Raw genomic sequence first — 25,566 nt, forward strand, 5'->3', positions numbered from 1 at the left:
TTTACATCATTTTCAAAAGCAGGTCTGCCTTCATTTGCATTCACTCTACAGATAGTTGGAAATTCTAGCAGTTCATAACAAATTCAAGACTTGCATTTTAGTCATGAATTATTTTGATTTTTTTAATTTCTGAATTATCTTAAAGACTGATTTTCCTACTTTGAGCTGCTTTAGGACTTTCAAGCTTAGTTTCAGTATTTTAAAACCAGCAAATACAGGCATAAAGACAAGCAGTAATATTTCTAGCCAGTATTTTTTTACAAAAGTTTTGGCATCTCGAACTTTAAGATATGCAATGAATAGCTCTACGGTCAAGAGAGACACTATTATCCAAAATATTACATCAAAGAAAACAACAATTTCTTTTGTAATTTCAAATAATGGTTCTGAGATTCCTAATGAAGAGTATTCAATATTTACCAAACCAAAAACATAGACTACCATTAGTGTAAAGGTAGCATAGCTGAGTCCTTTTTTGAAAGATGAGGAAAATATCAAGTTCATAAATTAAAACAATTAAAGTAGATTATATCAAAATAGTTCTCGTGGAGTTAATTTTCAACTTTTTACTTGTAGGGGCAGGATTGGTCATGCTTTACTTTGGGGCAGAATGGCTAGTAAAAGGATCAATTGCAATATCAAACAGACTGGGAGTAAGTCAGCTAGTAATTGGATTGACAGTAGTGGCTTTTGGCACATCAACTCCTGAGCTTGCAGTGAGCATTTCATCTGCAATGCAAGGACTATCAGATGTAGCTTTGGGCAACGTGGTTGGCAGCAACATCGTCAATATCGGTGCAATTCTAGGACTTTCTGCAATTGTTAGTCCGATAATTGTTTCAAAATCTGCCATAAGAAAAGAAGTGCCGATTATGATTGGCATATCACTATTACTCTTGGCGATAATCATTGATGGGAAAATTGATTTTGTTGATGGCGCATTACTTGTTGCAGGAATTTTTGTTTTTACCTGGTTTAGCTATCGCAGCTCAAAAAAAGATACAGACATTCAAAATGTACCAGCATACCAGATTTTAGAAAAAAATGTTTTTTCAAAATCAATAATTTTCATGATTATCGGTCTTGGGTTACTTACTGGTGGTTCGTTTCTTACAGTAGATAATGCTGTGATAATTGGTGCCAGTTTTGGAATATCAGAGTTATTCATGGGATTAACACTAGTGGCAATTGGAACATCCCTGCCAGAGTTAATCACATCCATTGTTGCTGCAAGAAAAGGCCATGCAGATCTTAGTGTCGGAAACATTGTCGGAAGTAACATCTTCAACATCATGGCAATTCTTGGAATATCATCATTAATCTCAGGAATTACAGTTAGTGAAAAAGTGCTAATCGATATTGGGATAATGATTGGTTTCAGCCTGGTACTAATTCCAATAATGCGCAGCGGCTTTGTCATATCCAGAAAAGAAGGAGTGCTGTTAGTTGCAGGGTATGTGGGTTATGTGATATTTTTGTTGTACAGACAATAGATGAATCCTAGATGAAAAATTCTAGGCATCTAGAGTTTCCAAGGTTGGATTTTTGCAATATGTAAAATAAGCAGAATGTGTAATTATAGGCATGGCAACATTAGATGAACTTAGAGTTTGCAAGTCTTGTGGCAATGTATTTTCTAAAAAGGCAGGAGTTACAAACATTACAGAATGTCCGCAGTGCAAGGCTACTAGCTTTGAGCAAATTACAGCAACCCCAATTGAAGGGGAATATCTAGACGAAATAGATTAGCTCAAGAAATATTCCAAAAGTCGTAGTAATCATACAAGCAGATCCATTGACCTTTCCCACAACGATACTCTGATTTCTATCGATGTTTTCTTTGATGATTACTACAAGATAGGTACTGCATTGAGAAATAAAAATATGGCATTAGAAATTATTAACATTTGTTTATTTTTTTTCGATATTTTTTACATCAATAAAGAAATCAAATAATCAAAGTTATCTTTAATATTATTACTAGAAAATCAATGCCCTCAGACATTAACAGTGAGATAAAAAAATTGCAAGACAGTATTTTAAGAATTGAGGAGAGCATTGCAGAATATTTGAGGATGAAGTATTATGAAGGAGTCAAAAAATCACTTCGCTTACTAGAATCAGATTTAAAATATCTGAGCATTCTTGCAAACGGCGCACCAATTAACAAAGAGGAAGACAGGAAGCTAATGGAGTTTTTGAGAACCCATTATGACTATTTACAAAAAATATCCGTTCCAGCATAATTTTTGAACATTTGTTTAGTTTTGCAATGGACATTTTTATTTAATTGACGGTAAATTATCCATTGATGAGTAAAGTTGCTCAGCAACCCAAAGACTTCTTTGCAGCATCTAAAAAAAGCAATTCCAAAATTATTCATGCAACAAAAAATGCCTCGCCGAATTTTCACAAATCACTAGTGAGACTACAGCAAGACTATATTGATGCCTGGAAGATGGTGATAAATTCTGCCATTTCACTAGAAAAAGAGTATGCAGAAAAAGTAGGATTTTTGCCCAAAGTATCAGATTCAGCAATACAAACTATTCATGAGATGACAGAGATGTCGATTCAAGCTTATCTCAAACAAAATGAGATCTTATCAGATACTGTCAGAACAACAGAGCAAGCATTTGCAACATTCAATGATTCGACAAAATCATTTACTTCAATAAATAAGGAGATTATGGAATTATTGATGTCAAAGTACGGCATGCAATTAAAAACATAATTCTTTCTTACATACTTTACAACTATCCAATTTAATCCAAAAAAGAAAACAAATTTTAGAATTTTTTAAAATGTTCTTTTTATTTTAGATACGGGTAGACGTATTATGGTGGATCTTAGGTGTGGTGAATATGGTTTTGGATGCAACTATGTATCCAGAGGAAGTGCTGAGAAAATAGTTTTTGATTTTTGGGAGCATATGAATAAAGAACATGGGATTGATTACTCAAAAGAGACCATTATGGATTCAATAAAGCGAAAAAGTTCAGAGCCAGCCCATAAACCCAAGCAAACATAATTGAGAAACAATGACAATTCAAATTTTATTTCCATTAATTGATCAATTGATGATGTTTCAGTTTATTTCAAATTGGAATGGGAGGACGCAATAGAATGCCAAGATCCTATGTGTTAATGAGCTGTGATTTGGGTTCTGAGAAAGATGTTATCTCATCACTGAAAAAAACTGACGGTGTAAAAGAGGCACGTGGAACACTGGGGCTATATGATATTGTAGTACAGATTGAATCAGATTCTGAAAAGAAGATCAGAGAGACAGTTACAGGTGTGATTCGTAAAATGCCAAAAATTCGATCTACTGTAACTTTGACTCGTTCAGAATCAGGAGAATTATTCCAATCCTCTGAAAAATTAATTGGGGCAATGCTTGGACAAAATCAAGCTCAAGCATATGTGGTGATTCACTGTGATAAGGGAGAGGAATATCCAACTCTGAAAAATCTTAGTCACATACCTGAAGTAAAAGAGGCCGACGTAGTCTTTGGATTCTATGATGTGATTTGTAAAATTGAGACAGCAGATAACAAAACACTAGAAAATATCATCACTAAAGCAATAAGAGCTCTGCCTCACATTAAATCTAGCATGACACTTAATGTAATCAACGAACAAGATTGACGTACACATTATTGTAGTTTATTTCTCAGGTAAATTCTAGCACTTCGCCTTTAGCAATTCGGTCTTTGAGTTTCTCTTTGTCTTTTTCTCTATTTTTTGTCTCTTCCATGCATACAATTAGAAGATCTTTGATTTATCGTTAACCACTCTAATTCTTAATAATTGTCAATTAATTTTGAATTAATTAAACATCTTTTAAGAAAATTTTTTCTTCACTATAATATGACAAATGTATCTTAATAGTATGAATGAAATTAAAAAATGTGAATGCCCTCCAGGCTCTAAAAGTTATGAAAATGAAGACGGGATGAGAATATGCATGTCCTGTGACGGATGGATAGCATGTTAAAACAGGATTTAGAAGAATACACGTGCTGCGAGGCATGTAAAAATCCTTTACCTCACTGCCATTGCAAGTGCCCCTATTGTGGGGAAAGAGACAAATGTGAATGTGCCTTGTTTGATGCAGCTACAGGCGGATAATATCCAACTTTATTTTTGAAATATATTTTTCAAAAATACACATACTCAATTTAAGCAGAATCATTTTCCCATAAATCCACTTAATTTTTCAACGACTATTTTATCATCGCCCACATCAATTTTTAGAACAAACCCATTGCTCCAACCTAGTTCAGAAATATCCTCTTCTGAAATATCTATTTTGTAATCCCCAGATTCTTGTTTGACTAGTTTGGTTGTTTTGACCATATGGGAATATAGACATAATGATATCTAACAATTACTAATATCATAAAGTAAATTCATAAATTAACTCAAGCTTCTCGAACCTTTGGCAAATTCCAGTTAAACTTCATTGCCAATAGTCTGATTCCAGTAGTTGCAACAATTCCAATAATTGATGCCAACTGAATCTCAACGCCAGAAGACAACGTAACATAGAAAATCACAATTCCAATAATTGATGCAATGGCATACACTTCTTTTACAAATACGATTGGAATTTCTCTAACAAAGACATCTCTGAGTATTCCACCGCCAATTGCTGTAATCATTCCGCCAAAGAGCATTGGAAGAAAATTCAATCCAACTATCTGAAATGCAATTGATGCGCCCAAGATGGAAAACACACCCAATCCCACTGCATCAAAGACCAGCCAGACATTCATCTGCTTTTTCATTTTTGTAAACAAGAAAAACATCACAACTCCTGCAATTACAGTCAGAGAGACATAGATTGGATCAGAGAACGCAGTTGGGAATCTACCAAAGATTACATCTCGCGTCACTCCGCCGCCAACACCTACTACAGTTGCCAAAACAATAATTCCAAAAATGTCAGCTTTGTGAGAGATTGCTTTTGAAGCTCCAGTTACTGCAAATGCGATTGTCCCCAAGTAATCTAAGATACTGATAAAGCCATCAATTGGAAAAGAGAAATCTACCAAACAATTCTTTGGCAGAAAGATCACTAATTAAGATTAATGAAAAAAGATCGGATCAAAAAATTAGAAATTAAAAATTATGTTGAAAAAAGTAAAGTTGCTTAGCCAAATAGTGAGGACAGTCCTTCCATGGCTGCTTCTTCGGTCTTGCCTTTTTCTTCAGGTGTTTCTTCTTTCTTTGCTTCACCACCGGCTGCTGCCTCTGCTGGGGCGGCTGCTGCTGCAACTGCTACAGGTGCGGCTTTAACTGCCTCATCGATGTTAACATCGGCTAGGGCTGCTACCAGTGCTTTAACTTGAGCTTCATTAACTTCTGCACCAGATGCTTTTACAACTGATGTGAGGTTTGCTTCGTTGACTTCTTTGTCTAGTTTGTGAAGAAGTAAAGCAGCGTAAACATATTCCATTGTATCGAGATTTTCTTGGGGCATAATATAAAACTATGGAGAAATGACGCCTAGAAAACTCAGTTTAGAATCTTCAGACTTCGACATACAGCATAAAGTGTTCGCTTTAGATTTTTGTCAATTAATGTATCCATTCTGTTTCGGAGTACTCGCTTTGCCTCATCTCTTTCAGAACCTGGTGGCAGTGACAAAACTGCGTTGATAAATTCAGGTAGTGATTCGCGAATCCAACCATCTAGCATATTGTAAATTTTTGGCGGCAGGATATCACACTTGTCAACATCGAGATCTAAAACTGCAGTATAGTTCTCATGCTCTACCCGATACACCAAGGCAAGTACTACATTGTCCGGAGTTGGATGCTCTAGAATTTCTCGGGAGCGCTCACCGGTCTTTCCCTGTTCAATCTTGTTTTTCAGACCAATTGGATTTACAATTACTCCGTTGATTCCAACCTTTCGTCCGTCAACTCCAGTAACAATGGCGAAGATAAAGTCGTTGAATTCACCATTCTTTTTGACTGAAAATATTTGAACGCCTTCTTTCAGAACAGGTTTCTTGCCAAACATGGAATTACTCCAGTATGCATTATATTTTAAGTAATGCAGAATGTTTTTTGTGACTAATGTCTAGTACTTCAAGGATTCTAACCATAATCCAAATTATTATCAAAATCAAGTAGAAAATTTAGAGGAAATAGTATGATTAATCTTCAATCAGAATAGAGTTCAAATTAAAAATTATAGAACATTTTACGATATAGTAATTTCAGAGATTAAACAATGAGTATCATTAAATAATTTACAAAATTAGCTGTTTTAAGGGAATTTATGAGTTGAAGCCATTACTAAAAATCACTTTACTTGTGATAATTCAAATAATTATTATTTTAGCTAGTTTTCTTACTCTAGTATCTATTGAAAATGAAAAAACAAATCTGGGTAATTTAGTTAACATATCTGGAAAAACCCGATTTCTAGCACTATCTGCCCAGCTAGACTTTGATCATTATGTTAGAGAAAACCCATCCCATACAGACATCACGGCCAGTTTGAAAGAGCTTGAGAAAAACATCCTCATTGTAAAAGATGGGGGCCTTGTAGATAGATTGTATGTTGCACCATTACCATTGAATTTTAATGAACAATGGAATGAAATGTATTTTCACTTTACAAACTATGAAAAAGAAGTATTAGGTTTTATGGAGTCAGACGAAATTAATCAAAACCAATTACTAAAAATTCAATCTATTAATAATGAATTGATTCATTCAGCAAACACTTTGACAAATTCCATATCTTCAGATTTGAGTGAGGCTACAACTGATTTGATATATTTGCAAATATTTTTTGCAATAATTAACATCGTGGCACATGTTGGTTTGATTTTTCTAATATTACGAATATTTGAGGCGCATCAAAAAGAGTTATTGAAATTAGAAAAATTCTCAACCATTGGAGAGATGACTGCCACATTTGTACATGACATTAGAAATCCCTTGACTATCATTCAGCATTCTTCAGACATACTAAATGCACGCAACTCCCAGCACTTTTCTGATTCAGATAAGAAGGCTATTGAAAAAACAAATCAGGCAATTAAAAGAATTGATTCACATCTTACGGATACTCTAGATTATTTGCGTGAGCGACGTATTAGAAAAGAGCATGTAAAATCATCTTTGTTAATTTCAAATATTTTGGAATCTATGTTGATCCCACCATCTGTTCAAATCATTATGCCTGCCAAGGATTTGACGATTAATTGTGATAAATTTCAGTTTGAGCGCGTATTGACTAACCTTGTAAAGAATTCTATTGAAAGCATGTCAGAAAAAGGCAAGATGACAATAAGCATTGAAGAAGATGAAAAAAATACCACCATCAAAATTATGGATTCTGGGATGCCAATTCCACCTGCAGAAATTGAGAAATTATTTGAGCCGTTATTTACTACAAAACAAGAAGGGACAGGGTTGGGCTTACCTATCTGTAAAACTATTGTTGAAAGTCATGGTGGAACTATTGAATATCAGGATTCACCAAAATCATTTATCATAAAATTGCCAAAATAGCATTAGCATAATTCCTCAATGACTAGCATTTACTAAAACTTGAGAAACAAATCAGATAAATTGAGACGTTATTTTCTCTACTAGATAATTATTCTTTAACATAGATTATTGGTTAGAATCTTGTTTTAATCGACAATTCTTAATATCGGGATAGGGCAGGCTTCATCGTTGGATAAAAAAGAGATTCTAAAAGAATTTTCAGCAGATCCTGACAGACATTACAATGTCAAGCTATTCTCAGAGCAAGGATTTGTAAGAAAGTCATGCACAAAATGTGGCAGATTCTTTTGGACGCTTGATTCTGGACGAGATTTGTGTCCTGATGATGGAGCAGACACTTATTCATTTATTGGAAATCCTCCAACTACAAAGAGATTTGATTATACTCAAGCTTGGAGACAAGTCGAAGAGTTTTTTGTAAAAAATAACCACAAGTCAGTTAGTCGTTATCCTGTGGTGTGCAGATGGCGAGATGACTTGTTCTTTACTATTGCATCAGTTGTTGACTTTCAAAGAATCATGGGTTCAAAGGTAGTCTTTGAGTTTCCTGCAAACCCATTGGTAGTTCCGCAGACTTGTCTGAGATTCAAGGATTTAGAGAATGTCGGAGTTACAGGACGACACTTTTCGAGTTTCTGCATGATTGGACAGCACAGCATTCCAGAAGGGGACGGATACTGGAAAGACGAGTGCGTTGATTTGGATTATAGGTTACTAACTGATCAGTTTGGAATAAAGAAAGAAGAAGTTGTTTTTGTTGAAGACGTTTGGGCAGGCGGTGGCTCTTTTGGTCCGTCACTGGAATATTTTGTAAATGGACTAGAGCTTGGCAATGCAGTCTTTACTGAATTTCAAGGGGAATTAGGACAGCACACGACACTAGACCAGCGAGTAATTGACATGGGTGCAGGCCTTGAGAGATTTGCATGGATTACCATGGGAACACCTACTGCATATGACTGCTGCTTTGGTCCAATTAACCAGAAATTATTTAACACAATAGGAATTGATTCGGATTCAGAAATTCTAAGAAAATACTTTACAGAGATTGCAAAGGCACTTGATGACTTTGAGGATCTAAATGATGTAAGGAGACATGCAATAAAGAAAGCAGGACTTACAGACGACCAGCTAAACAAAATGATTACACCACTTGAAGGGATTTATCTTATTGCAGACCATCTGAGGACTTTGATATTTGCAATTACTGATGGTGCACTGCCAAGCAATGTTGGTGGGGGATACAATCTCAGAATGATGCTGCGAAGAATCAATGCAACAATTAGCAAATTAAATCTAAAACTTGACATTGATGACTTGATTGACACTCACATTGACTATCTCAAGGATACGTATCCAGAGCTTGATGAGAAAAGAGAGGATGTCAAGAAAATTCTAAAGATTGAAGCTGGACGATACGAGGATTCCAAAGTCCACATGAAGAAAAAGGCTGAAAAGATTCGAGAGAGAGGTGTGCCATCAGTTGATGAGTTAATCACGCTATACGAATCAGACGGAATCACGCCTGAATATCTCAAAGAAGTCAATGCGATTGATGAGGTGCCATCTTCATTTTACTCCAAGTTATCAGATTTGCACCAGTCTGAAAAGAAAAAAGCAATTGCAGAACTGCCACTAGATGATTTGCCAGAAACTGAAACTCTGTTTTACAAAGACGACCCAATGGAGTTTGATGCAAAGGTAATCAAGGTGTTCGATGATCATGTGGTACTAGATAGAACTTCATTTTATGCAAGAGGTGGAGGACAAGAACCAGACCACGGTACCATTGCAGGATTCAAAGTTACTAATGTAGACAAGCATGCACACGTTATTGTTCACAAGTTAGAAGGCGGAGTACCAAAAGAAGGAGAGACTGTAAAGTGTGTAGTGGATGAAACAAGACGTGCAAACATTACAAAGAACCATACAAGTACCCATATCATTAACGCATCATCTAGAGGAGTACTTGGTTCATGGATTTGGCAACACTCTGCATTCAAAGACGATGATCATGCCAGACTGGATATAACTCACCACTCATCATTGACTGATGAGCAAGTAAAACAAATCGAAGATGCTGCAAACAAGATGGTAAAAGAAAACCTTACAGTAAACATTGATTATTTTGATAGAGGGACTGCAGAGCAGACATATGGATTTAGAATTTACCAGGGCGGTGTAGTTCCAGTAAAGTCTGTTAGAATTGTATCAATTGAAGACAAAGATGTCGAAGCTTGTGGTGGAACACATGTAAAGAAAACTGGCGACATTGAACTAATCAAAATCACAAAAACAAAACGAATTCAAGACGGTGTGGTAAGATTGGAATTTGTCTCAGGTCCCAATGCATACGAATATGTAAAGAATCAAGAGATTGTTCTAAAACAAAAAGAGCAAGAAGCTAAAGACAAGGCAGAACTAGAAAAGAGAAGAGAAGAAAACAAGCAAAAGGCAAGAGAGCAGATTCCTGTTTTGCTAGAAAAGATTCTAGATGGGGAATCAGGGGATATTGATGGTATTAGCATCAAAAACAAATTGTGCTTTACAGCTAGCGAGAATTATGACGAATATTTTCATCTCAACTTTGGCAAAAAGCTAGTAGCAAAAGATAACACTGCAGCATTTTGTGGGATTTTTGAGGCAGGCCCAACAATTCGAATTATGGTGTATGCCGGAGAGCAATCAGGTATTGATGCAGGCGTGATTGCCAAGGAGATTGCCGCAATTTTAGGTGGTTCAGGTGGCGGGGATGCCAAATTTGCCCAAGGTGGAGGAAAAGACACATCTAAAATGGAGCAGGCAATAGCCAAAGCAAAATCAATGATTTTAGGATGAATGAAACATGGAAATTAACTGGAATGAAATTGAAAGTAAATGGCGAAACAAGTGGATAGAAAACAAAGACTTTGAGACAGAGCCCAATGACAAACCAAAAAAATTCATTACAGTTGCATATCCGTATCCAAACTCACCACAGCACATAGGACACGGAAGAACATACACACTAGCTGACGTTCATGCTAGATTTTATCGAATGAAAGGATACAATGTATTGTTCCCAATGGGATTCCATTATACTGGAACACCAGTACTTGGCATGGCAAAGAGAATAGAGGCAGGTGAGAAAGAGATTCTTGATGGATTAAGAAACATTTACCATGTTCCAGAAGAAGACATCAAAACATTTGTTGAACCAATAAAGATTGCAGATTATTTTCATGAAGAGATAAAGTCTGGCATGATAGAGATGGGCTACTCCATTGATTGGAGACGAGAGTTTACAACCATAGTTCCAGGTTATCAGAAATTCATCGAGTGGCAAATAACTACACTCAAAGAGAATGGTAAAATAATTCAGGGCAGCCATCCAGTTGGATGGTGTCCAAAAGACAACAATCCAGTATCACAGCATGACACAATGGGGGACGTTGAACCAAAGATTGATGACAAAAATTATCTTGTAAAGTTCCAGTTCGGTGACTTGGTATTTCCAATTACAACATTACGTCCTGAAACAATTTTCGGAATAACAAATTTCTGGGTCAATCCAAATGTTACTTACAAAAAAGTTACAGTGGATAATGAAAAGTGGATAGTCTCTGAAGAATGTGCACACAAGCTAAAGTTTTTCGAAAAAGAAATTTCAATTGAAGGTGACATTCCAGGAAGTCAGCTAATTGACAGATATGCAACATCACACAATGGAAATGAGATTCCAATATTGCCAGCTGACTTTGTAGAGCCGGGGATGGGAACAGGACTAGTAATGTCAGTGCCAGCTCATGCTCCAAAAGACTATCAGGCATTGATGGATCTCAAGGCTAAAAATCACAAATTAGCCTCGAAAATTGACCCTATTCCAATAATTACCACAGAAGGGTATGGAGTAATTCCTGCAAAAGAGATTTGCGAAAAGATGGGAGTTGCAAACCAAATAGACCAAAAGCTAGATGAGGCAACAAACGAGCTATACAACAAAGAGTTTACCACAGGAAAACTAAACGAGCGATGCGGAGAGTTTGCAGGGATAAAGGTAGAGTTTGGACGAGATAAAGTAAGGGAATGGTTGGAAATAAATGAACACCTAGAAAAATTCCCAGTACTAGAGAATGGTCCTGTTCGTTGTCGTTGTGGGGCTGAATGTGTTGTAAAGATACTATCAAACCAGTGGTTCCTCAATTACGGAGACGAGGATTGGAAAACATTGGCAAGAAAATGTTTTGATGAGATGAACATTCTACCTAACAAAATAAAGACAGAGTTTCATGATGTTGTTAGTTGGCTGCATGAGCGAGCATGTGCAAGACAGCAGGGACTTGGAACTAAACTACCATGGGACAAGGACTGGATTGTAGAGTCATTGTCTGATAGTGTAATTTACATGGCATACTATACCATTTCACGATTTGTAAATGAGGGTAAGGTTAATCCGGAGAATCTCACAAAAGAATTATTTGATTTTATTTTACTTGATATTGGAGACTTGGACTCTGCTGCCAAATCATCAAAACTTTCAGAAAATCTAGTCAGTGCAATGAAAAAAGAGTTCACATACTTTTATCCGGTGGACTCACGTCATTCAGGTCGTGATTTGGTTCAGAATCACTTGACATTTTTTGTCTTAAATCACGTTGCAATATTTGATAAAAAGTATTGGCCGCAAGAAATTGTTGTCAATGGCAGTGTCATGATGGATGGCGCTAAAATGTCAAAGAGCATGGGAAATATCATTCCACTACGTACTGCAATCAGAGAGCATGGTGCAGATCCTATTAGACTTGCAATAATTTCATCAGCTGAATTACTGCAAGATGCTGACTTTAACATGGAGTCAGTCTCAGGAATTCAAGGAAAATTGCAATCACTATTAGATGATTGCAGTAAGGTAAAACAAGGCGAAATTAATAATTTGGAGCCTGAGGATAGGTGGATTTTATCAAAAACCCAGAATCTAATCGGACAGGTAACTGAAGCTGTTGAAAAAATGAGATTACGAGAGGCACTGCATGATATTTTGTTCTCATTTGAGTCAGACTTGAGCTGGTACAACAAGCGAGTGCAAGCTAAAGGCAGGGAGAACAATTCAGCAATATTACACAAAATAAATTCAGACAGAGTTGCAATGTTATCGCCATTTGCACCACATGTAGCAGAAGAGATGTGGGCAGCATTAGGGAACAATGAACTGGTATCAAAGTCAGCATGGCCTGAATTTGCAAAAGGATTAGTTGATGCTACTGCAATTCAATCTGAAGAGTTACTAAAATCAACCATTGATGATATTGCAAACATTCTCAAAGTTACAAAAATTACTCCGAAAAAAATTGTAATCTATGTAAATTCTGACGAGATGAAATCCAAAGTTTATCGCAAAGTTTTAGGAATTATGGTAGGCGGTCAAAACAACATGGGAGTAGTGATGAAGGAACTCATTGCAGATCCAGAAACAACTGATGCCAAAAAGATGCCTGATTTCATTCAAAAAGTAATCAAGGACTTGCATTCTGAATCTGAGGAAATAAAACAGATGAAGCTAGAATCTGATTCATTTAATGAAAAGGAATTTTTAAAATCAGAGTTATCGGATATTGGCAAAAAGGAATTTGGTGTGGGGGTTTTGGTTTATTCAGAGAATGATTCAGATATCTATGATCCAAAAGGTAAAGCTAGACATGCAAGACCTTTCAAGCCTGCGATATTGATTGAATAGAAAGTTGTTTTTATTAGAAATTCAGCCGAGCTAGTATCATCATGAGATAACTGCTGAGAAAATCTTTGTAGATAAATGTACATGTTATTTTTTAAGGGATTGACAAGGATAACATATCCCAAATGGATCAGTTGATCATTGTTCGTAGAGATTCAAATATATTCATAATTTTCAAACTTTCCGAGATTTGACCATTTTTCGTGCCTGAGTTGAGAATGATATTCCGATTTTTTCAATTACTCAAAGAATGCAAGAACAGAGATATTCTAGTCTAGCTTGGACCAGGAATCATCACACTGGCCGCACTTTGATTTCTCGCTCCACTTCTCAAATGATTTCCCAGATGGAATCTTGACTACGGTAATTCTATGGCATCCAGAGCACTGGACCTTGACGGAGTAGCTCCCACTGTTATCATCTACAAACCAGTCCTTGAATCCCATTTACACAAACCCTATAGCGTTTAGAGCATACATTTTCTTTTATAAAATTAGCCCATTGTGGCATAGGATACAACAAGGTAAATGGCAATTGAGACCAGCATAAATCCACTGATACCTATTGCTTTTTTGTCATTGAGTGATACTTTCATGATGAGGCTCGTAAGGTAGCGTCTTAAGCGTTTGCAGTATCGTATCTATGAATTCTCAAATTAATCATATTCTAAACAACTGAAATCCTAGTATTTCGGGGTTTTTCGTTTCTTCTTTTTTTGCTGCGCGCTTTTGTATTTTACAACTCGCTGTCTTGCCTCAGCTGCCTTTTGCCCTTTCTGCTTTCGCCCGTCTTTTTTCTTGGGTTTTTTCTCACTCACTATTTTTCTAGAAATTTTTCAAACTTAAGCCTGTTGGAATGAATTTGCCAGTCCTTTATCTATGAGAAATAACTAACAATAACATGTTATCAAAACAAGAAAAACTAGAAATTTTTCAAAGTACATTTGCAGGGCTAAAAAAGATAGCCACTACAAACAAAGAGAGATTAGCAGAGAATTATCGAAGACTGCCTTTGGCATAAAGAGATCATTCTTTAGTCAGATAAAGTAATGAATGGTATCGTAGTGGTGTGAGTTTGCATATCCGTTTTGGAAGGACTGAATTAACTACTCAGCTACGAAAAAGAAAAAAAGAGGTTATGCCCCTCGTAGTGATTTTAGTTGGTCTCTAAGATCTTTTGCTGTATCATAGTCGCCGTTACTTAATGCATCTCTAATCTCTAACAACATTCCTAGAAACTCTGCCTTTTTATCATCAGGATTCTCAGCTAGTCTCTCTGTGATTTTCTCAATCTTTTGGTCTAGTCTGTCAATCTTTTTTTGAATTCTATCAGTGTTGTCTATTTCGTGTGTTATGGTAGTAACGTTGTCAATGTCTGCTGCATCAACTACATGAAAGTATTTTACACCAGTAAAGGTCTCAGGGTTGTACTCTCTTTCAATTACAATCCATGCCAGGAATTTATCGTCATTCTCATTTACCACCACACCAATTCTTGCTCTGTTGGCATCAGGGTATAGTGCAGATGCTTCACTTAATGATACTGTAACTTGTTCTCTAAGATCTGCTCGTTTGGTATCCTCTGTAATTTGGATTCCACCAACAAAATCAGCTACCTCGAGGTGTCGTTTCTTGAATTGATCAGAGTCGGCCATTGCTGCTGGCAGTCCAACTGATACTATTGCAAGCATTGCAATTAGTGATGTCATTGCTAGTTTTGATTTCATTATACGACTAATTGAAAAATTGCATATAACGCTCACGTAGAACTTATCAGTTCTACTAAACCCCAAAGGTCTTGTTGCATTTGGGACACATCATACCGCCAGTCTCAGTTCCGCACTTTTTGCATCTCATATCCATGCCGGCAATCTCGCGTGGGTTGGTCTTTTTGGCCTTTACAATCAGAACAGCTACAATCAAGATTCCAACTGCAATTGCAATCCACACAAGTACCATGAATACAGTATACATCATCAGCATAAAAACCACAAGAATAACAAACCAAAAGAACACCATTTAGTCAAGAAATATTTTTTCACAGGCTCTAATTTTTCAAATTAAATCAAAACAGTGCAAGTACAAAGACTAGAAAACAGGTTATGTGGGGAATTTCTTGGCATTGATGAGTCCATCAGGTTTGTAGGGATTTTATGCAAATGTGGAAGACTCAAGGCCTATGACAGAAAAAAAGGAATAACTCCCCAGCTGACAGTTCCTGAGACAAAGCTGGTACACCGAGAGGCGCTACTCAAGGCAAAGATGAACAAGGTCTTTGATGGCAAGTTGGGCAAGACAAACTGGTCAGTTGAATCAAGGGGTAGTGTAAAGTGGATTACCGTTTATCATGGAAAAGACCTCGTACTGTTATCGGCTGAGATTTCATCAAACCATGACAGCATAGTGCAAAAGATTCTCTCAATTCTAAAAATTTAAAATCTTATTTTATAATCATTACAGGGCATTTTGCCATTTGGCTTACCTTGTTGCTGACACTGCCCAAAAGAAATTTGTTAAATCCACTTCTTCCATGAGAGCCAATAACGATTAGATCAATTTTATGACTAGTTGAAAATTTGATAATCTGGTTTGATGAAGATTTTGTTTCAAGAACATTAAAGGAGATTGGAACGTTTGCATCTGATGCAGGCTTTTCTAGTTTTGAAAGAAATTCTTTTGCAAATTTTTTGGCATCGCCCATTATCTTTTTGTTTGTTCTTTTGTCAATGTACCATGCGCCAACGTCTTCTTTTTGAAGACATGTCAAGACATGTATTTTGGCATTTTTGTTTTTTGCAATATCAAGTGCGGCTCTAAATGCTTTTAGTGAATGAGATGATCCATCAACAGGTACAAGAATTTTAGTTATTGCCATTTTACTTTACCACCATTACTGGACATTTTACTTTTTGTATAACACTATTTGCAATGCTTCCAAGAATCATCTTGTTGAGTCCAGTTCTACCATGAGAGCCTATCACCAGTAAATCATACTTGCTTGAGTGGACATGCTTTACAATTGCAGTAGATACTGAAGGGTTTTGTAAAATTTTCAAGGTTACACTGATGTTCTTTTTCTTTGCAAGGGATTCAAGCTTTGAAACAGTTTTTCTGATAACTTTGGTATATTTGGCTAGCTCTTCCTTATTGTATTTCATTGAAAATCCAATAGATGGCTGATATATTCCTGTAAGGACAGTAGTTACTGTGATTTTACTTTTTGCCTCTGCAACATCTAGTGCAGCATCAAATGCCCTGTATGAGTAGCTTGAAGAATCAAATGCCACCATGATGTTTTTAAAATCCATCTTATATCAAATCAGACTTTCTCACTAATAATACCCATCATTGTTTTTCTTTAGAGAGATTCAGATAGTCTAATTAGACTTTTTTGGCGGCGTAATGCCGAGAATTCTTTCATGGAATTCGTAGATAAATTCGTCTACTTCCTCAATGTCCATAATTTTCCAAAATAATTTTTAGTATATAGGAAATGTTCTGTTCAAATTTTACACACTAATTTACAGCATTCTTGATATACTGTAAAATGATTAATGATTTGATGGATGAGCAGGTTTTTTCTTGTGGACACAAGCCCATAGTGTTTACGCGACAGTCAAAACAATTCCCACAAATCACAATGAGATTGTGTCAGGACTGTCTTGACATGGATTGTGACAACGATTAGACGCAAAGCGTTGCTGCCTGCAGCTGGACAGTTTTGGTTGAGAGCAAAGAGTACTGGTTTGACATTACAATGTAATAGTCACCTGATCCTAACATCAAATCAAATTCTCCAGACTTTACCTTGCCGCTATCAAAAAATGATATGGCACTTTGGTTATTTTCAAATTTGTCAAAATTGTAATCATCCATTAGTATGACAATAATGTCATCGCCCAGTATGTCACTTGCAATGAATCCCCCTTGCACTCGGGCATCGCAGGGTAAAGTAAATGAGACATATGTGTAAGCCCCAGGACCCACCTCATACATAGAGTCTGCAAACTTTTGGCCAGACAAATCCAGGTCCAGTTTCTCCCCGCCAAAGATTTCATTTACAATGCTGCCAAGTGCACTCCCAATTGATTTTCCAACAGAAGATATCACAGAGTTTTGCATCTTGTTTTTCTGAATCTCCTCATTGATTCTTTCTCGTACCTCGTCATAGATTGAGATGGTTCTATACGACTCAAATGGAACAGGAATGCCAAGACCGAAGAACTGGAAATATGCGATTCCTTTTACTCTAATCTCCATTACTCCCTGAGATTCTATTACAGAAGATATGGCAGGCATCATGCTATCTTTTGTGATGTTTTGAAATGATGAAATGACTTTGATTTGTCCGGGATTAATTACAAGATCAACATCACTATTCCCCTTACCAATTGAAATTCCATTAATCAAGACATCATATGACAAGTCAGGAATGTATACTGGCAAGAGCCCGTTATTTGCAATTCCAAAGAATAGATTCAGATTAATTCCCTCTATTAGCTCAAATGCAGCACCAAACCACTCACCAGTTAAAGTAGACAAGCCAAGATTGAGCAGCTTATCCCATGTCAAAGTAGCCCAATCAATGCTGTGAAATTTTACATCATTGAGATTAACTGAGAGCTGGGTGTATGAATAGACAAACATCCCCACAATAATCAAAAATATCACAAGAAGAACAATCCCTATTGCAACTAGTTTGCCCATCGATATCATGAAACAATTCTCAAATTAAGTATGTTTATGAAATGATGAAATTCATTCTCAAGTGTGGTTCTGAGCTCACAGTGTATTATTAGCATAATTTAGCATTGATTTGTAGTTGAATCCAATACGCTTTAGCAAAATTTTGATAGTCGATGATTCTGAATCATTTCGAATTAAAGTAAAGAGGCTCCTTATAGATGCACAAGTCGGTTATTATCATTATGAGGCAAAAGATGGAGAAGAAGGCATTTCCATGTACAAGAAATACAAACCACACATAGTGATAATGGACATAATGATGCCAAACGTTGGTGGAATTCAGGCAATTAATGAAATTATGGAGTTTGATCCTGATGCCAAAATAATAGTTGTGTCAACTAGGGAAAATAAAGAGATCATTGATGCGGCAGTAAAATCAGGGGGAGCAAAGGACTACATCATCAAGCCTTTTAGCTCAGGTGCAGTTGTAATGACAGTCTCAAAACAGTTGAGCATGAACAGAGATTACAAACGCTCATCAACTTCATTTAAACAAATCAAAGATCTTAAACGGAAATAACAATAGATTATCTGCGACTAAGTGACAGCTTATTTTTGAGTTTTCGAGCTCTGGGCTTTGTTCTCAATAATCTTCCACAACAAGGACACCAGAGTCCTTCCCAAAAAATAAAAACCTCACATTCAGGGCATCGCTTTTGTCCCTGCTCATATCTTCCACCTTCTGCAGAGTTGCTCTTTGCGATGTATTGTTTGCAAGCACTGTTACAATGCACATAAAGTTCACACATGTCTCATAGAAAATATTGTCGGTTAAAGTCAGAATAATTTCTGATTCTTCATCTTTGCTCTGTTTCTATATGTGATTAGATGATAGCGAATGATGTTTTTTAGCTTATCCTCAACTGATAATTCCTCTTCAATGCAGATGCTCAAAAAATCCAGATAGTCCCGGTCTTTTACATCAAGATTTATCTTTCTCAATTCATAACTTGAACCCGAATTATGCTGTAATCTCGTGAAATCAGTTTAGCGTGAATAATACAAAACCTCATGATCTGCTTGCAGTATGGTTTTCGACTCCCCTCTTCGAAATGGTAAAACATTACTTGGGCATATGCCTCAGTGTCGCACCCCAACATATTGCAAATCATGAGAGAGTATCTAGGAAGAATCGAGCCTAAAAGGGCAGGTTATAGTGATAATAAAAAAACAAAGACAGGCTGTTAACTAATGGTTTACAGATTTTGCAAAGCCAACATTATCAGAACCAAAATCACACCAACAATATGAAGACTGCAAAAGAGATCTATGAATTTAAAAAAGAATTGATAAAGACATTAGAAACTGGAGATAAACAGTACTATGGATTATCACTTGAGAGTCTAGTCAAAAATTAATTTTTATAAGAATTGTAATTATTTGAGAAGTCTTTTGAGTTCAGTGTTAATCACGTTTGAAAAACTCACAGAATTTGCAGATTTACTAATCTTCTTTGCTTGAATGACTCTTAATTTTTTTACAATCTCATCATCCAATACAATTGTAAGTCTTTTACCCATAAAAAGTCGGGATTCCTAACAGTATATAATCTAATTACACATGAATGCAATTTCATACTTGCATCAAAGATGAAAAAATTAAAATTTAGATTTGGAATTAATTGCTTTGGTTATTCCATCACGTTTTTTGTATTCAATTTGTAAATTGTGATCTAATCGCTTCATGGTTTCATCAGATGTTGGGTTTTTTAGTTCTGCATCCTTGTGTTTTAGTAATTTTTTGATTCGTCTGTCATTGACTTTTTTTTCTTCATATAGCAAGTCTAGCTGAGTCATACAATCAAGACAAATTAGTTTCCCATCAATATGAGTTGAAAATTCAGAATCGCATCTCTCACAAATCAATTACAAATCATATGAAAATATAATAGACTTAAGGATATTGGAGTTTGATTTGGGTTTTTTAAAACTAAGGAAATTGTAAATTAACATTTTCAATGCATTCATCAATTTGAGTTTGGTTTGACCACTGTTCATTACATTCTTGGATTTTAGTATTTTTCATTATTTGATCAATTTGAAAGCGTAATGGATTTTGTTGTTTCTTGGCTTCCCAAATTTCTTTTTGTTCAATAGTGCCATACAGATCTATGGCATTATTAATGCAATATTCCCAGTTAGTCCCTGCAACTAACAATTCTGATTCACTAAAGGTAGATGCATCAGTCATGATTAAATCACATTGGAGTAATGCACTATCAAGATTTTCTTTGTTTTCAAGAATGTAAGATTCTGAATTTTCAAGAGTATTTTGATCCTGAGGCATAATTGTAACTAGTGAAATAATTCCAACTAATACTGCAATTGCAATAATAATGTAGAATTTCATAAATTTTCTGTATAAATTAGGAAATTAAGCGTTATTAAAACAGGTTCGTCATATTGAATTTCTGAAAAATTCTAATTAATTTAATTATATCAAAACGAATTCTCAAAGACCACATCAGATAGAGGTAATTGCCCACCACGTGGTGCAGGATCCTTTGCAGATTTTCCAATCACTACCATCATTGTAACTATATGATCATCAGGTAGATTGATCAATTTTCCAACCTTGTCATAATCAAAGCCCTCCATAGGACAGCTGTCATATCCGATAGATTTTGCTGCAAGCATGATAGTTTGAGCTGCAATACCACAGGAGCGAATTGCCTGGTCTTTTTCAAGCTCAGGATTTCCTGAATATGCTTGCTTAATTCCATTGACTAGATAATTTCGGGATTCTTCTGAAACATTTTTCCAGTAACGCTCAGGGTTTTTCTCCCAGGCCTTCAAGTCAGCACACAGTACAATGACTAGAGAGGCTTCTGAAACTTGCTTTTGTCCATATGATAGTTGAGCCATTTCATCTTTGAGTTTTTGTTCTGTAACAATTACAAATCTCCAGTTTTGGATATTGTATGAAGTTGGAGACAAAATAGCACATTGAAGAATCTGATCAATCTCATCTTTAGTGATTTCATGATTTTTAAAACTCTTAATTGAACGACGGGATTTTATCGCATCAATTGTATCCATAATAACAGACACAGGTTACCAAATTTAACTTTATGAAAAGGTGATTGAGCTTAAGATCAACTCCCGAAAGGATGTTGATGACAGCTCGTCGCTTAAGATCAGAAACATCTGTTACCTGATGACAGCGATTGTCTTTAGGCCTGAAACTATTGTAATCAGACGAAAGACTTACCTTTCAAAATCAATATGGAAATTTCATATTTAACCGGTACTACTTTTTCCTACTAGTGGCAATTAGGTTAACACTAGCAAAATTTCCAGATAGTGTATTTATTAGGCAAAATGAAATTTCAATACATCTTGAAGATTGCAGTAATGGGAATGGGTGTTGCAGGATCTTATCTTATGGCCAGACTAAAGGACTCAGAGCACGAAGTTGTAGGGTATGAAAGAAATGTTGAAGAAAAACATGATTCAATTTGTGCATGGGGAACAATAAAATCGGTACTGGCAGATTTTTGCAAAAAAACGGGAAGAGATTTCAATGACTTTTTGATTCATGACGGCAAAAACATGCATGTGAAAATGAACAACGATGTAAAGTTTGACATTGGATTAAAGGGATTGTGCACGTATAACAAATTAGGACTAATCAAGGATTTCATCAAAGATTCAAAGATAATTTATGGACAAGCCCCAAAGCTTGAAGAATTAGAAAAAGAATATGACATGATAGTTGACTGTACTGGATTTAACAGAGTCTATCTTCCAAAGCTAAAGGAGGATTTCTTTTTGCCAACATACGAGTACAAGGTAGAATATGAAAACGGGGTTCCCTATGATGACTTTTACATAGAGCCATTTCCTGGAATGTCCGGATACTTTTGGTATTTCCCACTAGGTGAGAAATGGGCACATATTGGAGCAGGAGATTACAATAAACAACACATCAAGGCAACTGATGAATTTTTGCAAAAGCACGGAGGCAAAGTAATTACAACAAAGGGAAGACCAATCAGACTTGCAACACCAGATAGATGCAAGCCATACTATTCAGGAAAAGTTGTAGGAGTTGGCGAATCAATTGGAACAGTTTATGCACTATTAGGTGAAGGAATAATTCCCTCAATGCAATGCGTTGAGATATTCCTAGAAAACATGAATGATTTCAAAGCTTATGAGAAAGCAGTAGAAGAGCATTACAAAGTATATGCCAAAGTGTTTAATTTTGTTCGAGCAAAAATTCACAAGGACTTTAGTTTCTTCAAGGCATTACCTGATTTCATTGCAATATTTCGCTACATGAAAAAGCACGAAGACAGATTTGGAATGAATATCAAAATTGCAGACTTGATGAAAGTAGCTAAAGCCTAGCTAAAACTAACAGAGCCAAACCCTTCTCTATTTGTCCTATTTGATGCCATGTTGTAATCATAAATTGTTTTAGAATAGTCCTTGAATTCATCTTTCATCGGATCCAAGGAATCTGCCAAGTAAAATCCAGGACAATCCCCTGTAAACTGATAGGTGGCATGAACACGTGCAGTGCCTTTTTCATTTTCAAGCCAGCTAGAGAAGGGATAGAGATAGCAAACACCAGGTCTATCTGGATGCATACTGCACCCACCTTTTTCATCTAAGAATCTACAGGAGATGTGCGTTCCATCATCAGATGTTGTCTCATCTTTTTTTCTTTTCAGATTAATTGTAGTCATTGTAGTTAGTTGTCCTGAGGGCCCAGGTTCTTGATACGTTACAGTAAGTGTTTCATTTTTAATAAAATCAGAAGGCTTTTGATATTTCAAGCCTTTTCCAATTGTTATCAAGTCATCAGAAGTTAGCGGAAGTCTTCCTTGTCGGTCACAGCAGTTATGACAGTCAGGCCAATAACATTTCCATAAAATGAATTTTTTCTCAGAGTTAAGATAGGGCACATGAAAGACTACATCTTTGACTTTGAGCGGATAGTCAGATACATCAGTAATTTTGCCAAGCATGAATTTACGTAAAATTGGATCAACATCCCAGTCTTTTTCTAGCAAGTTTAATGATTCTTCAATTTCGTTTTGAGACAACTATTAAGATATAACATCTGTGAGTCATGTTATTAATGTTGAGTGAAAAAGGAAAGTATGCCTCAGCTACTCAAAACAGAAGATGGGTATGGAGTGAAATAATTTGGCCTCTAGTTTTAGAAGTCAATGACGTATCATTTACATTAAAACAATTTCAAAACAAACGTAAAAAAATTTGTCAAGAACAAAATGTTTCAATCAATGTTCCCTCAAGAGGACTTGTGTCATTGATGCAAAAAGGAATTTTGTTAAAGGAAGGAGAAATTTATTCGATTCATTATAGACTAATACCATACATGCGATTAAAAGCAGAATGTGATTATTCAACTGCAATTCATGAAGTTAGGATAAAGTAATCATAGCATTTCAAAAAATCCATAAAAATTATTCATTATAGAAATACCAAACATAACAACAAATGATTATATTCTTAAACAGAAAAATTTCTTCAAGTAGCCCGATAGTCTAGCGGTCAAGGATTCTGCCCTCTGGATCTCAAGAGTGGATAGGCGGAGACGGCAGTTCGAATCTGCCTCGGGCTACTGAAAATTTCTAAAAAATCTATCTTGATGCTTGTGCTATTCTTTCTAGCTCATTTTTCTTCTTTACAGAAGGTGCATTAGGATCATTTACAGCTGCAAGCATTATTTGCTCGGCCATATGTTCCTCGATTGGTTTTGGATTGGAAAATGTTGCCTCTTTGATTGCATCAGCTATGAACTTTAGTGCCAAGTCAACTCGTCTGATTGGAGCAACATCAACAGATACGTGATAAACAGTACCACCATAAACGATTCTAGTAGTGTCTTCATTTGGTGCAGAAAACTCGATTGCTCTAACTAAGACTTCAACTGGGTTTTGTCCAGTCTTTAGCGCAATAATATCAAAAGAAGTTTTTACAGTGTTTAGAAGTTTAGTTTTCTTTCCAGTCATTCGTCCTGTGTTCTTTGCATATTTTTTTCCAAAATGCATTGTTTTGTTGATTAATCTCTCAACAATGTTAACATCTGCTTTATTGAATCGTTTTAATGCAGAACGACCATAAGTGTAAGGTAAAATTTGTTTTCTCAAAGAGATGGCAGTTTTTAGTCCAGGATCTTTGATTTCAATATCAGATAAATCCCATTTTCTAAATAATAACAAGTTTTTAGTTTGTGCCATTTCTATCTCCTTGGTTTCTCTTTCTTTCCAATTACTAGTTCATGAAGTGATGTACCATTTACTTTGAAAACTTTGAATCTAACACCAGGGATATCTCCCATTGCACCACCTTGTGTTGCACCCATTCCTTGAATATGAACTTCGTCGTGTTCATCAATAAAGTTCATTGCACCGTCTCGTGGCAAGAATGCAGTAACGGTTTTACCATTTTTAATTAATTGAACTCTAACACATTTTCTAATAGCGGAGTTTGGTTGTTTTGCAGCAATTCCTACTTTTTCTAAAACAATACCACGGCCTTGAGGAGCACCTCCAAGTGGATCTGCTTTTTTATCAATTCCAAGTTTTCTTCTCTTGTATGTTGAAATTGCCCACCTCTGTTTTTTCTTTTTAGTAGTTAAAACTCTGCCAGCAAATAATCCAAGTGGTGATTTTCTCATATCTTACATCTCCATAGTAGCACGTTCAGGACTGTTAATCAGTACGCTGGTAATATCAAAATATCGTTTTGCAAGAAGCCTTGCTTTCTCAGCATTTCTACCTTCTCGTCCAACTACAATTCCTTTCTTTCTTGGATCCACCATTACGATTGCCTGTTTTGTCCCATCTGCTCGTGTATTTATTTTTACTTCAGAAATTAGTTTTGAATTAAGCAAAGAAGACAAGAATTTTGCTGGATCTTCATCATATTCTACTAATTCTACATTTCTTTTAACAATATTTTGTAATGATTTGATATGAACACCACCTTTTCCAATTGCCAATCCCATTTTACCAGTATTAACTACAAAAATTACTCTATCTTGCTTTTCATCCTCAACGCAATCACGTGCAGTTGCACCAGTTACATTTTGGAAAAGTGACATCATACGCATTTGATCTGTTGAGAGTTTAATTGACTGTGTCATAAGAAATCCTATTTATCTCCGACCTGAATTGTCTCATTTAAACTTTCATTAAATAAAATATAGTTATTCATTTTTTTCCTCAGCTTCTGTATCTTTTAAAATTGATTTTATGTTTGCGTCAGTTATTGATGTAAATGAAATTGTTGAAATTCTAAATTGTAAGCCGCATAATCTTCCTAGTGCGACTGAAGTCCCTTGAAAGTTGACTAGAGGTACTTTTTCTTTTTTTGCATCTGATTCAATTTTCTCAACCATTTCTTTACTCACTGATTGAGATAATACAATTAGCTTGGAATTTTTTAGAGAGTTCAAAACTTGTTTTGTTCCGAATGTTAATTGATCTTCTTTTCGGGCATCCTTTAATGATTTTTCAAGTAGTTTACTCATTTATGTTTCCTTAAATCGATCGTCATCACAGGGCTTTATAGGTTTATTGAAAAAATACGCATGG

At 35.8% G+C, this 25,566-nt stretch carries 35 protein-coding genes and 1 tRNA gene; 15 read left to right on the forward strand and 21 right to left on the reverse strand.

Annotated features, from left to right (window positions below; all coding sequences use genetic code 11):
• Window positions 1-108: 108 nt before the first annotated feature.
• Window positions 109-504 carry a hypothetical protein gene (locus tag NADRNF5_RS08855; RefSeq protein ID WP_048117615.1) on the reverse strand — a complete coding sequence of 132 codons (396 nt, stop codon included), beginning with the start codon at window positions 502-504 and terminating at the stop codon, window positions 109-111.
• Between the two features lie 41 nt (window positions 505-545).
• On the opposite strand from NADRNF5_RS08855, the gene NADRNF5_RS08860 reads away from it, so the two are divergent.
• The 7 genes from NADRNF5_RS08860 to NADRNF5_RS11465 all read left to right on the forward strand — a co-directional run bounded on the left by NADRNF5_RS08860 (window position 546) and on the right by NADRNF5_RS11465 (window position 4,134).
• Complete coding sequence (locus tag NADRNF5_RS08860; protein ID WP_052661927.1) at window positions 546-1,493, forward strand: calcium/sodium antiporter; 948 nt, start codon at window positions 546-548, stop codon at window positions 1,491-1,493.
• A 91-nt stretch (window positions 1,494-1,584) separates the two neighbouring features.
• Entirely contained in the window at window positions 1,585-1,749 is a 165-nt protein-coding gene (locus NADRNF5_RS11460) for a hypothetical protein (protein ID WP_192828319.1), read from the forward strand.
• Between the two features lie 242 nt (window positions 1,750-1,991).
• The gene (locus NADRNF5_RS08865; RefSeq protein ID WP_048117619.1) at window positions 1,992-2,246 is read left to right on the forward strand and encodes a hypothetical protein; all 255 of its coding nucleotides are present in this window, start codon (window positions 1,992-1,994) and stop codon (window positions 2,244-2,246) included.
• Between the two features lie 65 nt (window positions 2,247-2,311).
• Window positions 2,312-2,734, forward strand: coding sequence for a hypothetical protein (locus NADRNF5_RS08870; RefSeq protein ID WP_148313092.1), 423 nt, complete (start codon window positions 2,312-2,314; stop codon window positions 2,732-2,734).
• A 105-nt stretch (window positions 2,735-2,839) separates the two neighbouring features.
• The gene (locus NADRNF5_RS08875; protein WP_048117623.1) at window positions 2,840-3,031 is read left to right on the forward strand and encodes a DUF1059 domain-containing protein; all 192 of its coding nucleotides are present in this window, start codon (window positions 2,840-2,842) and stop codon (window positions 3,029-3,031) included.
• 95 nt (window positions 3,032-3,126) lie between these two features.
• On the forward strand, window positions 3,127-3,651 hold the full coding sequence (locus NADRNF5_RS08880; RefSeq protein WP_048119485.1) for an Lrp/AsnC ligand binding domain-containing protein: 525 nt from the start codon (window positions 3,127-3,129) through the stop codon (window positions 3,649-3,651).
• A 342-nt stretch (window positions 3,652-3,993) separates the two neighbouring features.
• Entirely contained in the window at window positions 3,994-4,134 is a 141-nt protein-coding gene (locus NADRNF5_RS11465; protein WP_192828380.1) for a hypothetical protein, read from the forward strand.
• A 60-nt stretch (window positions 4,135-4,194) separates the two neighbouring features.
• On the opposite strand, the gene NADRNF5_RS11175 is transcribed toward NADRNF5_RS11465, so the two are convergent.
• The 4 genes from NADRNF5_RS11175 to NADRNF5_RS08895 all read right to left on the reverse strand — a co-directional run bounded on the left by NADRNF5_RS11175 (window position 4,195) and on the right by NADRNF5_RS08895 (window position 6,033).
• Window positions 4,195-4,362, reverse strand: a complete 168-nt coding sequence (locus NADRNF5_RS11175) for a hypothetical protein (protein WP_160289405.1) — start codon at window positions 4,360-4,362, stop codon at window positions 4,195-4,197.
• Between the two features lie 65 nt (window positions 4,363-4,427).
• Window positions 4,428-5,060, reverse strand: a complete 633-nt coding sequence (locus tag NADRNF5_RS08885; protein WP_192828320.1) for a trimeric intracellular cation channel family protein — start codon at window positions 5,058-5,060, stop codon at window positions 4,428-4,430.
• Window positions 5,061-5,158: 98 nt separating this feature from the next.
• Complete coding sequence (gene rpl12p / locus NADRNF5_RS08890) at window positions 5,159-5,464, reverse strand: 50S ribosomal protein P1 (RefSeq protein WP_048119491.1); 306 nt, start codon at window positions 5,462-5,464, stop codon at window positions 5,159-5,161.
• Between the two features lie 59 nt (window positions 5,465-5,523).
• Window positions 5,524-6,033, reverse strand: coding sequence for a hypothetical protein (locus tag NADRNF5_RS08895; protein ID WP_048117628.1), 510 nt, complete (start codon window positions 6,031-6,033; stop codon window positions 5,524-5,526).
• 266 nt (window positions 6,034-6,299) lie between these two features.
• On the opposite strand from NADRNF5_RS08895, the gene NADRNF5_RS08900 reads away from it, so the two are divergent.
• The 3 genes from NADRNF5_RS08900 to leuS all read left to right on the forward strand — a co-directional run bounded on the left by NADRNF5_RS08900 (window position 6,300) and on the right by leuS (window position 13,251).
• Complete coding sequence (locus tag NADRNF5_RS08900) at window positions 6,300-7,538, forward strand: sensor histidine kinase (protein ID WP_048117631.1); 1,239 nt, start codon at window positions 6,300-6,302, stop codon at window positions 7,536-7,538.
• Between the two features lie 168 nt (window positions 7,539-7,706).
• The gene (alaS, locus tag NADRNF5_RS08905; protein WP_048117634.1) at window positions 7,707-10,376 is read left to right on the forward strand and encodes an alanine--tRNA ligase; all 2,670 of its coding nucleotides are present in this window, start codon (window positions 7,707-7,709) and stop codon (window positions 10,374-10,376) included.
• Window positions 10,377-10,383: 7 nt separating this feature from the next.
• Window positions 10,384-13,251, forward strand: coding sequence for a leucine--tRNA ligase (gene leuS / locus NADRNF5_RS08910; protein ID WP_048117637.1), 2,868 nt, complete (start codon window positions 10,384-10,386; stop codon window positions 13,249-13,251).
• Between the two features lie 679 nt (window positions 13,252-13,930).
• Here leuS and NADRNF5_RS11825 read toward each other — a convergent pair.
• The 3 genes from NADRNF5_RS11825 to NADRNF5_RS11470 all read right to left on the reverse strand — a co-directional run bounded on the left by NADRNF5_RS11825 (window position 13,931) and on the right by NADRNF5_RS11470 (window position 15,206).
• Window positions 13,931-14,065: a hypothetical protein gene (locus NADRNF5_RS11825; RefSeq protein ID WP_257719698.1), complete on the reverse strand. Its 135-nt coding sequence runs from the start codon at window positions 14,063-14,065 to the stop codon at window positions 13,931-13,933.
• Between the two features lie 318 nt (window positions 14,066-14,383).
• Window positions 14,384-14,974, reverse strand: coding sequence for a hypothetical protein (locus NADRNF5_RS08915; protein WP_048117639.1), 591 nt, complete (start codon window positions 14,972-14,974; stop codon window positions 14,384-14,386).
• Between the two features lie 55 nt (window positions 14,975-15,029).
• Entirely contained in the window at window positions 15,030-15,206 is a 177-nt protein-coding gene (locus NADRNF5_RS11470; protein WP_048119494.1) for a hypothetical protein, read from the reverse strand.
• Window positions 15,207-15,320: 114 nt separating this feature from the next.
• Between NADRNF5_RS11470 and NADRNF5_RS08925 the strand changes: the two genes are divergently transcribed.
• Window positions 15,321-15,683: a hypothetical protein gene (locus NADRNF5_RS08925; protein WP_237089261.1), complete on the forward strand. Its 363-nt coding sequence runs from the start codon at window positions 15,321-15,323 to the stop codon at window positions 15,681-15,683.
• Between the two features lie 4 nt (window positions 15,684-15,687).
• On the opposite strand, the gene NADRNF5_RS08930 is transcribed toward NADRNF5_RS08925, so the two are convergent.
• From NADRNF5_RS08930 to NADRNF5_RS08940, 3 genes are all read right to left on the reverse strand, one after another.
• Entirely contained in the window at window positions 15,688-16,122 is a 435-nt protein-coding gene (locus NADRNF5_RS08930) for a universal stress protein (protein WP_048117645.1), read from the reverse strand.
• Window position 16,123: 1 nt separating this feature from the next.
• Complete coding sequence (locus NADRNF5_RS08935) at window positions 16,124-16,555, reverse strand: universal stress protein (RefSeq protein ID WP_048117648.1); 432 nt, start codon at window positions 16,553-16,555, stop codon at window positions 16,124-16,126.
• Between the two features lie 376 nt (window positions 16,556-16,931).
• Window positions 16,932-17,954: a hypothetical protein gene (locus tag NADRNF5_RS08940; protein ID WP_048117651.1), complete on the reverse strand. Its 1,023-nt coding sequence runs from the start codon at window positions 17,952-17,954 to the stop codon at window positions 16,932-16,934.
• Between the two features lie 115 nt (window positions 17,955-18,069).
• Between NADRNF5_RS08940 and NADRNF5_RS08945 the strand changes: the two genes are divergently transcribed.
• Complete coding sequence (locus NADRNF5_RS08945) at window positions 18,070-18,513, forward strand: response regulator transcription factor (protein ID WP_082052008.1); 444 nt, start codon at window positions 18,070-18,072, stop codon at window positions 18,511-18,513.
• Between the two features lie 7 nt (window positions 18,514-18,520).
• Here the strand turns inward: NADRNF5_RS08945 and NADRNF5_RS10955 are convergent, their stop codons facing one another.
• From NADRNF5_RS10955 to NADRNF5_RS08960, 5 genes are all read right to left on the reverse strand, one after another.
• Entirely contained in the window at window positions 18,521-18,727 is a 207-nt protein-coding gene (locus NADRNF5_RS10955) for a hypothetical protein (protein WP_148313093.1), read from the reverse strand.
• A 642-nt stretch (window positions 18,728-19,369) separates the two neighbouring features.
• The gene (locus NADRNF5_RS11475) at window positions 19,370-19,513 is read right to left on the reverse strand and encodes a hypothetical protein (protein ID WP_192828321.1); all 144 of its coding nucleotides are present in this window, start codon (window positions 19,511-19,513) and stop codon (window positions 19,370-19,372) included.
• Between the two features lie 78 nt (window positions 19,514-19,591).
• Window positions 19,592-19,789 carry a hypothetical protein gene (locus tag NADRNF5_RS08950; protein ID WP_048119500.1) on the reverse strand — a complete coding sequence of 66 codons (198 nt, stop codon included), beginning with the start codon at window positions 19,787-19,789 and terminating at the stop codon, window positions 19,592-19,594.
• A gap of 133 nt (window positions 19,790-19,922) precedes the next feature.
• Window positions 19,923-20,342: a hypothetical protein gene (locus NADRNF5_RS08955; protein WP_048117653.1), complete on the reverse strand. Its 420-nt coding sequence runs from the start codon at window positions 20,340-20,342 to the stop codon at window positions 19,923-19,925.
• 89 nt (window positions 20,343-20,431) lie between these two features.
• Window positions 20,432-21,031 carry a nitroreductase family protein gene (locus NADRNF5_RS08960; RefSeq protein WP_048117657.1) on the reverse strand — a complete coding sequence of 200 codons (600 nt, stop codon included), beginning with the start codon at window positions 21,029-21,031 and terminating at the stop codon, window positions 20,432-20,434.
• A 282-nt stretch (window positions 21,032-21,313) separates the two neighbouring features.
• Here NADRNF5_RS08960 and NADRNF5_RS08965 point away from each other — a divergent pair, with 282 nt between their 5' ends.
• Window positions 21,314-22,345: an NAD(P)/FAD-dependent oxidoreductase gene (locus NADRNF5_RS08965; protein WP_237089262.1), complete on the forward strand. Its 1,032-nt coding sequence runs from the start codon at window positions 21,314-21,316 to the stop codon at window positions 22,343-22,345.
• On the opposite strand, the gene NADRNF5_RS08970 is transcribed toward NADRNF5_RS08965, so the two are convergent.
• Window positions 22,342-23,046, reverse strand: coding sequence for a YkgJ family cysteine cluster protein (locus NADRNF5_RS08970; RefSeq protein ID WP_048117662.1), 705 nt, complete (start codon window positions 23,044-23,046; stop codon window positions 22,342-22,344). The genes NADRNF5_RS08965 and NADRNF5_RS08970 overlap by 4 nt on opposite strands.
• A gap of 35 nt (window positions 23,047-23,081) precedes the next feature.
• Between NADRNF5_RS08970 and NADRNF5_RS08975 the strand changes: the two genes are divergently transcribed.
• Window positions 23,082-23,402: a hypothetical protein gene (locus NADRNF5_RS08975; protein WP_048117665.1), complete on the forward strand. Its 321-nt coding sequence runs from the start codon at window positions 23,082-23,084 to the stop codon at window positions 23,400-23,402.
• A gap of 98 nt (window positions 23,403-23,500) precedes the next feature.
• Window positions 23,501-23,588: transfer RNA gene (locus NADRNF5_RS08980), tRNA-Gln, on the forward strand.
• Window positions 23,589-23,607: 19 nt separating this feature from the next.
• On the opposite strand, the gene NADRNF5_RS08985 is transcribed toward NADRNF5_RS08980, so the two are convergent.
• The 4 genes from NADRNF5_RS08985 to NADRNF5_RS09000 all read right to left on the reverse strand — a co-directional run bounded on the left by NADRNF5_RS08985 (window position 23,608) and on the right by NADRNF5_RS09000 (window position 25,502).
• On the reverse strand, window positions 23,608-24,207 hold the full coding sequence (locus tag NADRNF5_RS08985; protein WP_048117669.1) for a 30S ribosomal protein S7: 600 nt from the start codon (window positions 24,205-24,207) through the stop codon (window positions 23,608-23,610).
• A 2-nt stretch (window positions 24,208-24,209) separates the two neighbouring features.
• On the reverse strand, window positions 24,210-24,647 hold the full coding sequence (locus NADRNF5_RS08990) for a 30S ribosomal protein S12 (RefSeq protein ID WP_048117671.1): 438 nt from the start codon (window positions 24,645-24,647) through the stop codon (window positions 24,210-24,212).
• Window positions 24,648-24,650: 3 nt separating this feature from the next.
• Window positions 24,651-25,115 carry a NusA-like transcription termination signal-binding factor gene (locus tag NADRNF5_RS08995; RefSeq protein ID WP_048117681.1) on the reverse strand — a complete coding sequence of 155 codons (465 nt, stop codon included), beginning with the start codon at window positions 25,113-25,115 and terminating at the stop codon, window positions 24,651-24,653.
• Window positions 25,116-25,178: 63 nt separating this feature from the next.
• Window positions 25,179-25,502: a ribosomal L7Ae/L30e/S12e/Gadd45 family protein gene (locus NADRNF5_RS09000; RefSeq protein ID WP_048117684.1), complete on the reverse strand. Its 324-nt coding sequence runs from the start codon at window positions 25,500-25,502 to the stop codon at window positions 25,179-25,181.
• Window positions 25,503-25,566 lie beyond the last annotated feature (64 nt).

Origin of the sequence: Nitrosopumilus adriaticus (genome assembly GCF_000956175.1) — an archaeon.
Classification (GTDB): Archaea; Thermoproteota; Nitrososphaeria; order Nitrososphaerales; family Nitrosopumilaceae; genus Nitrosopumilus; species Nitrosopumilus adriaticus.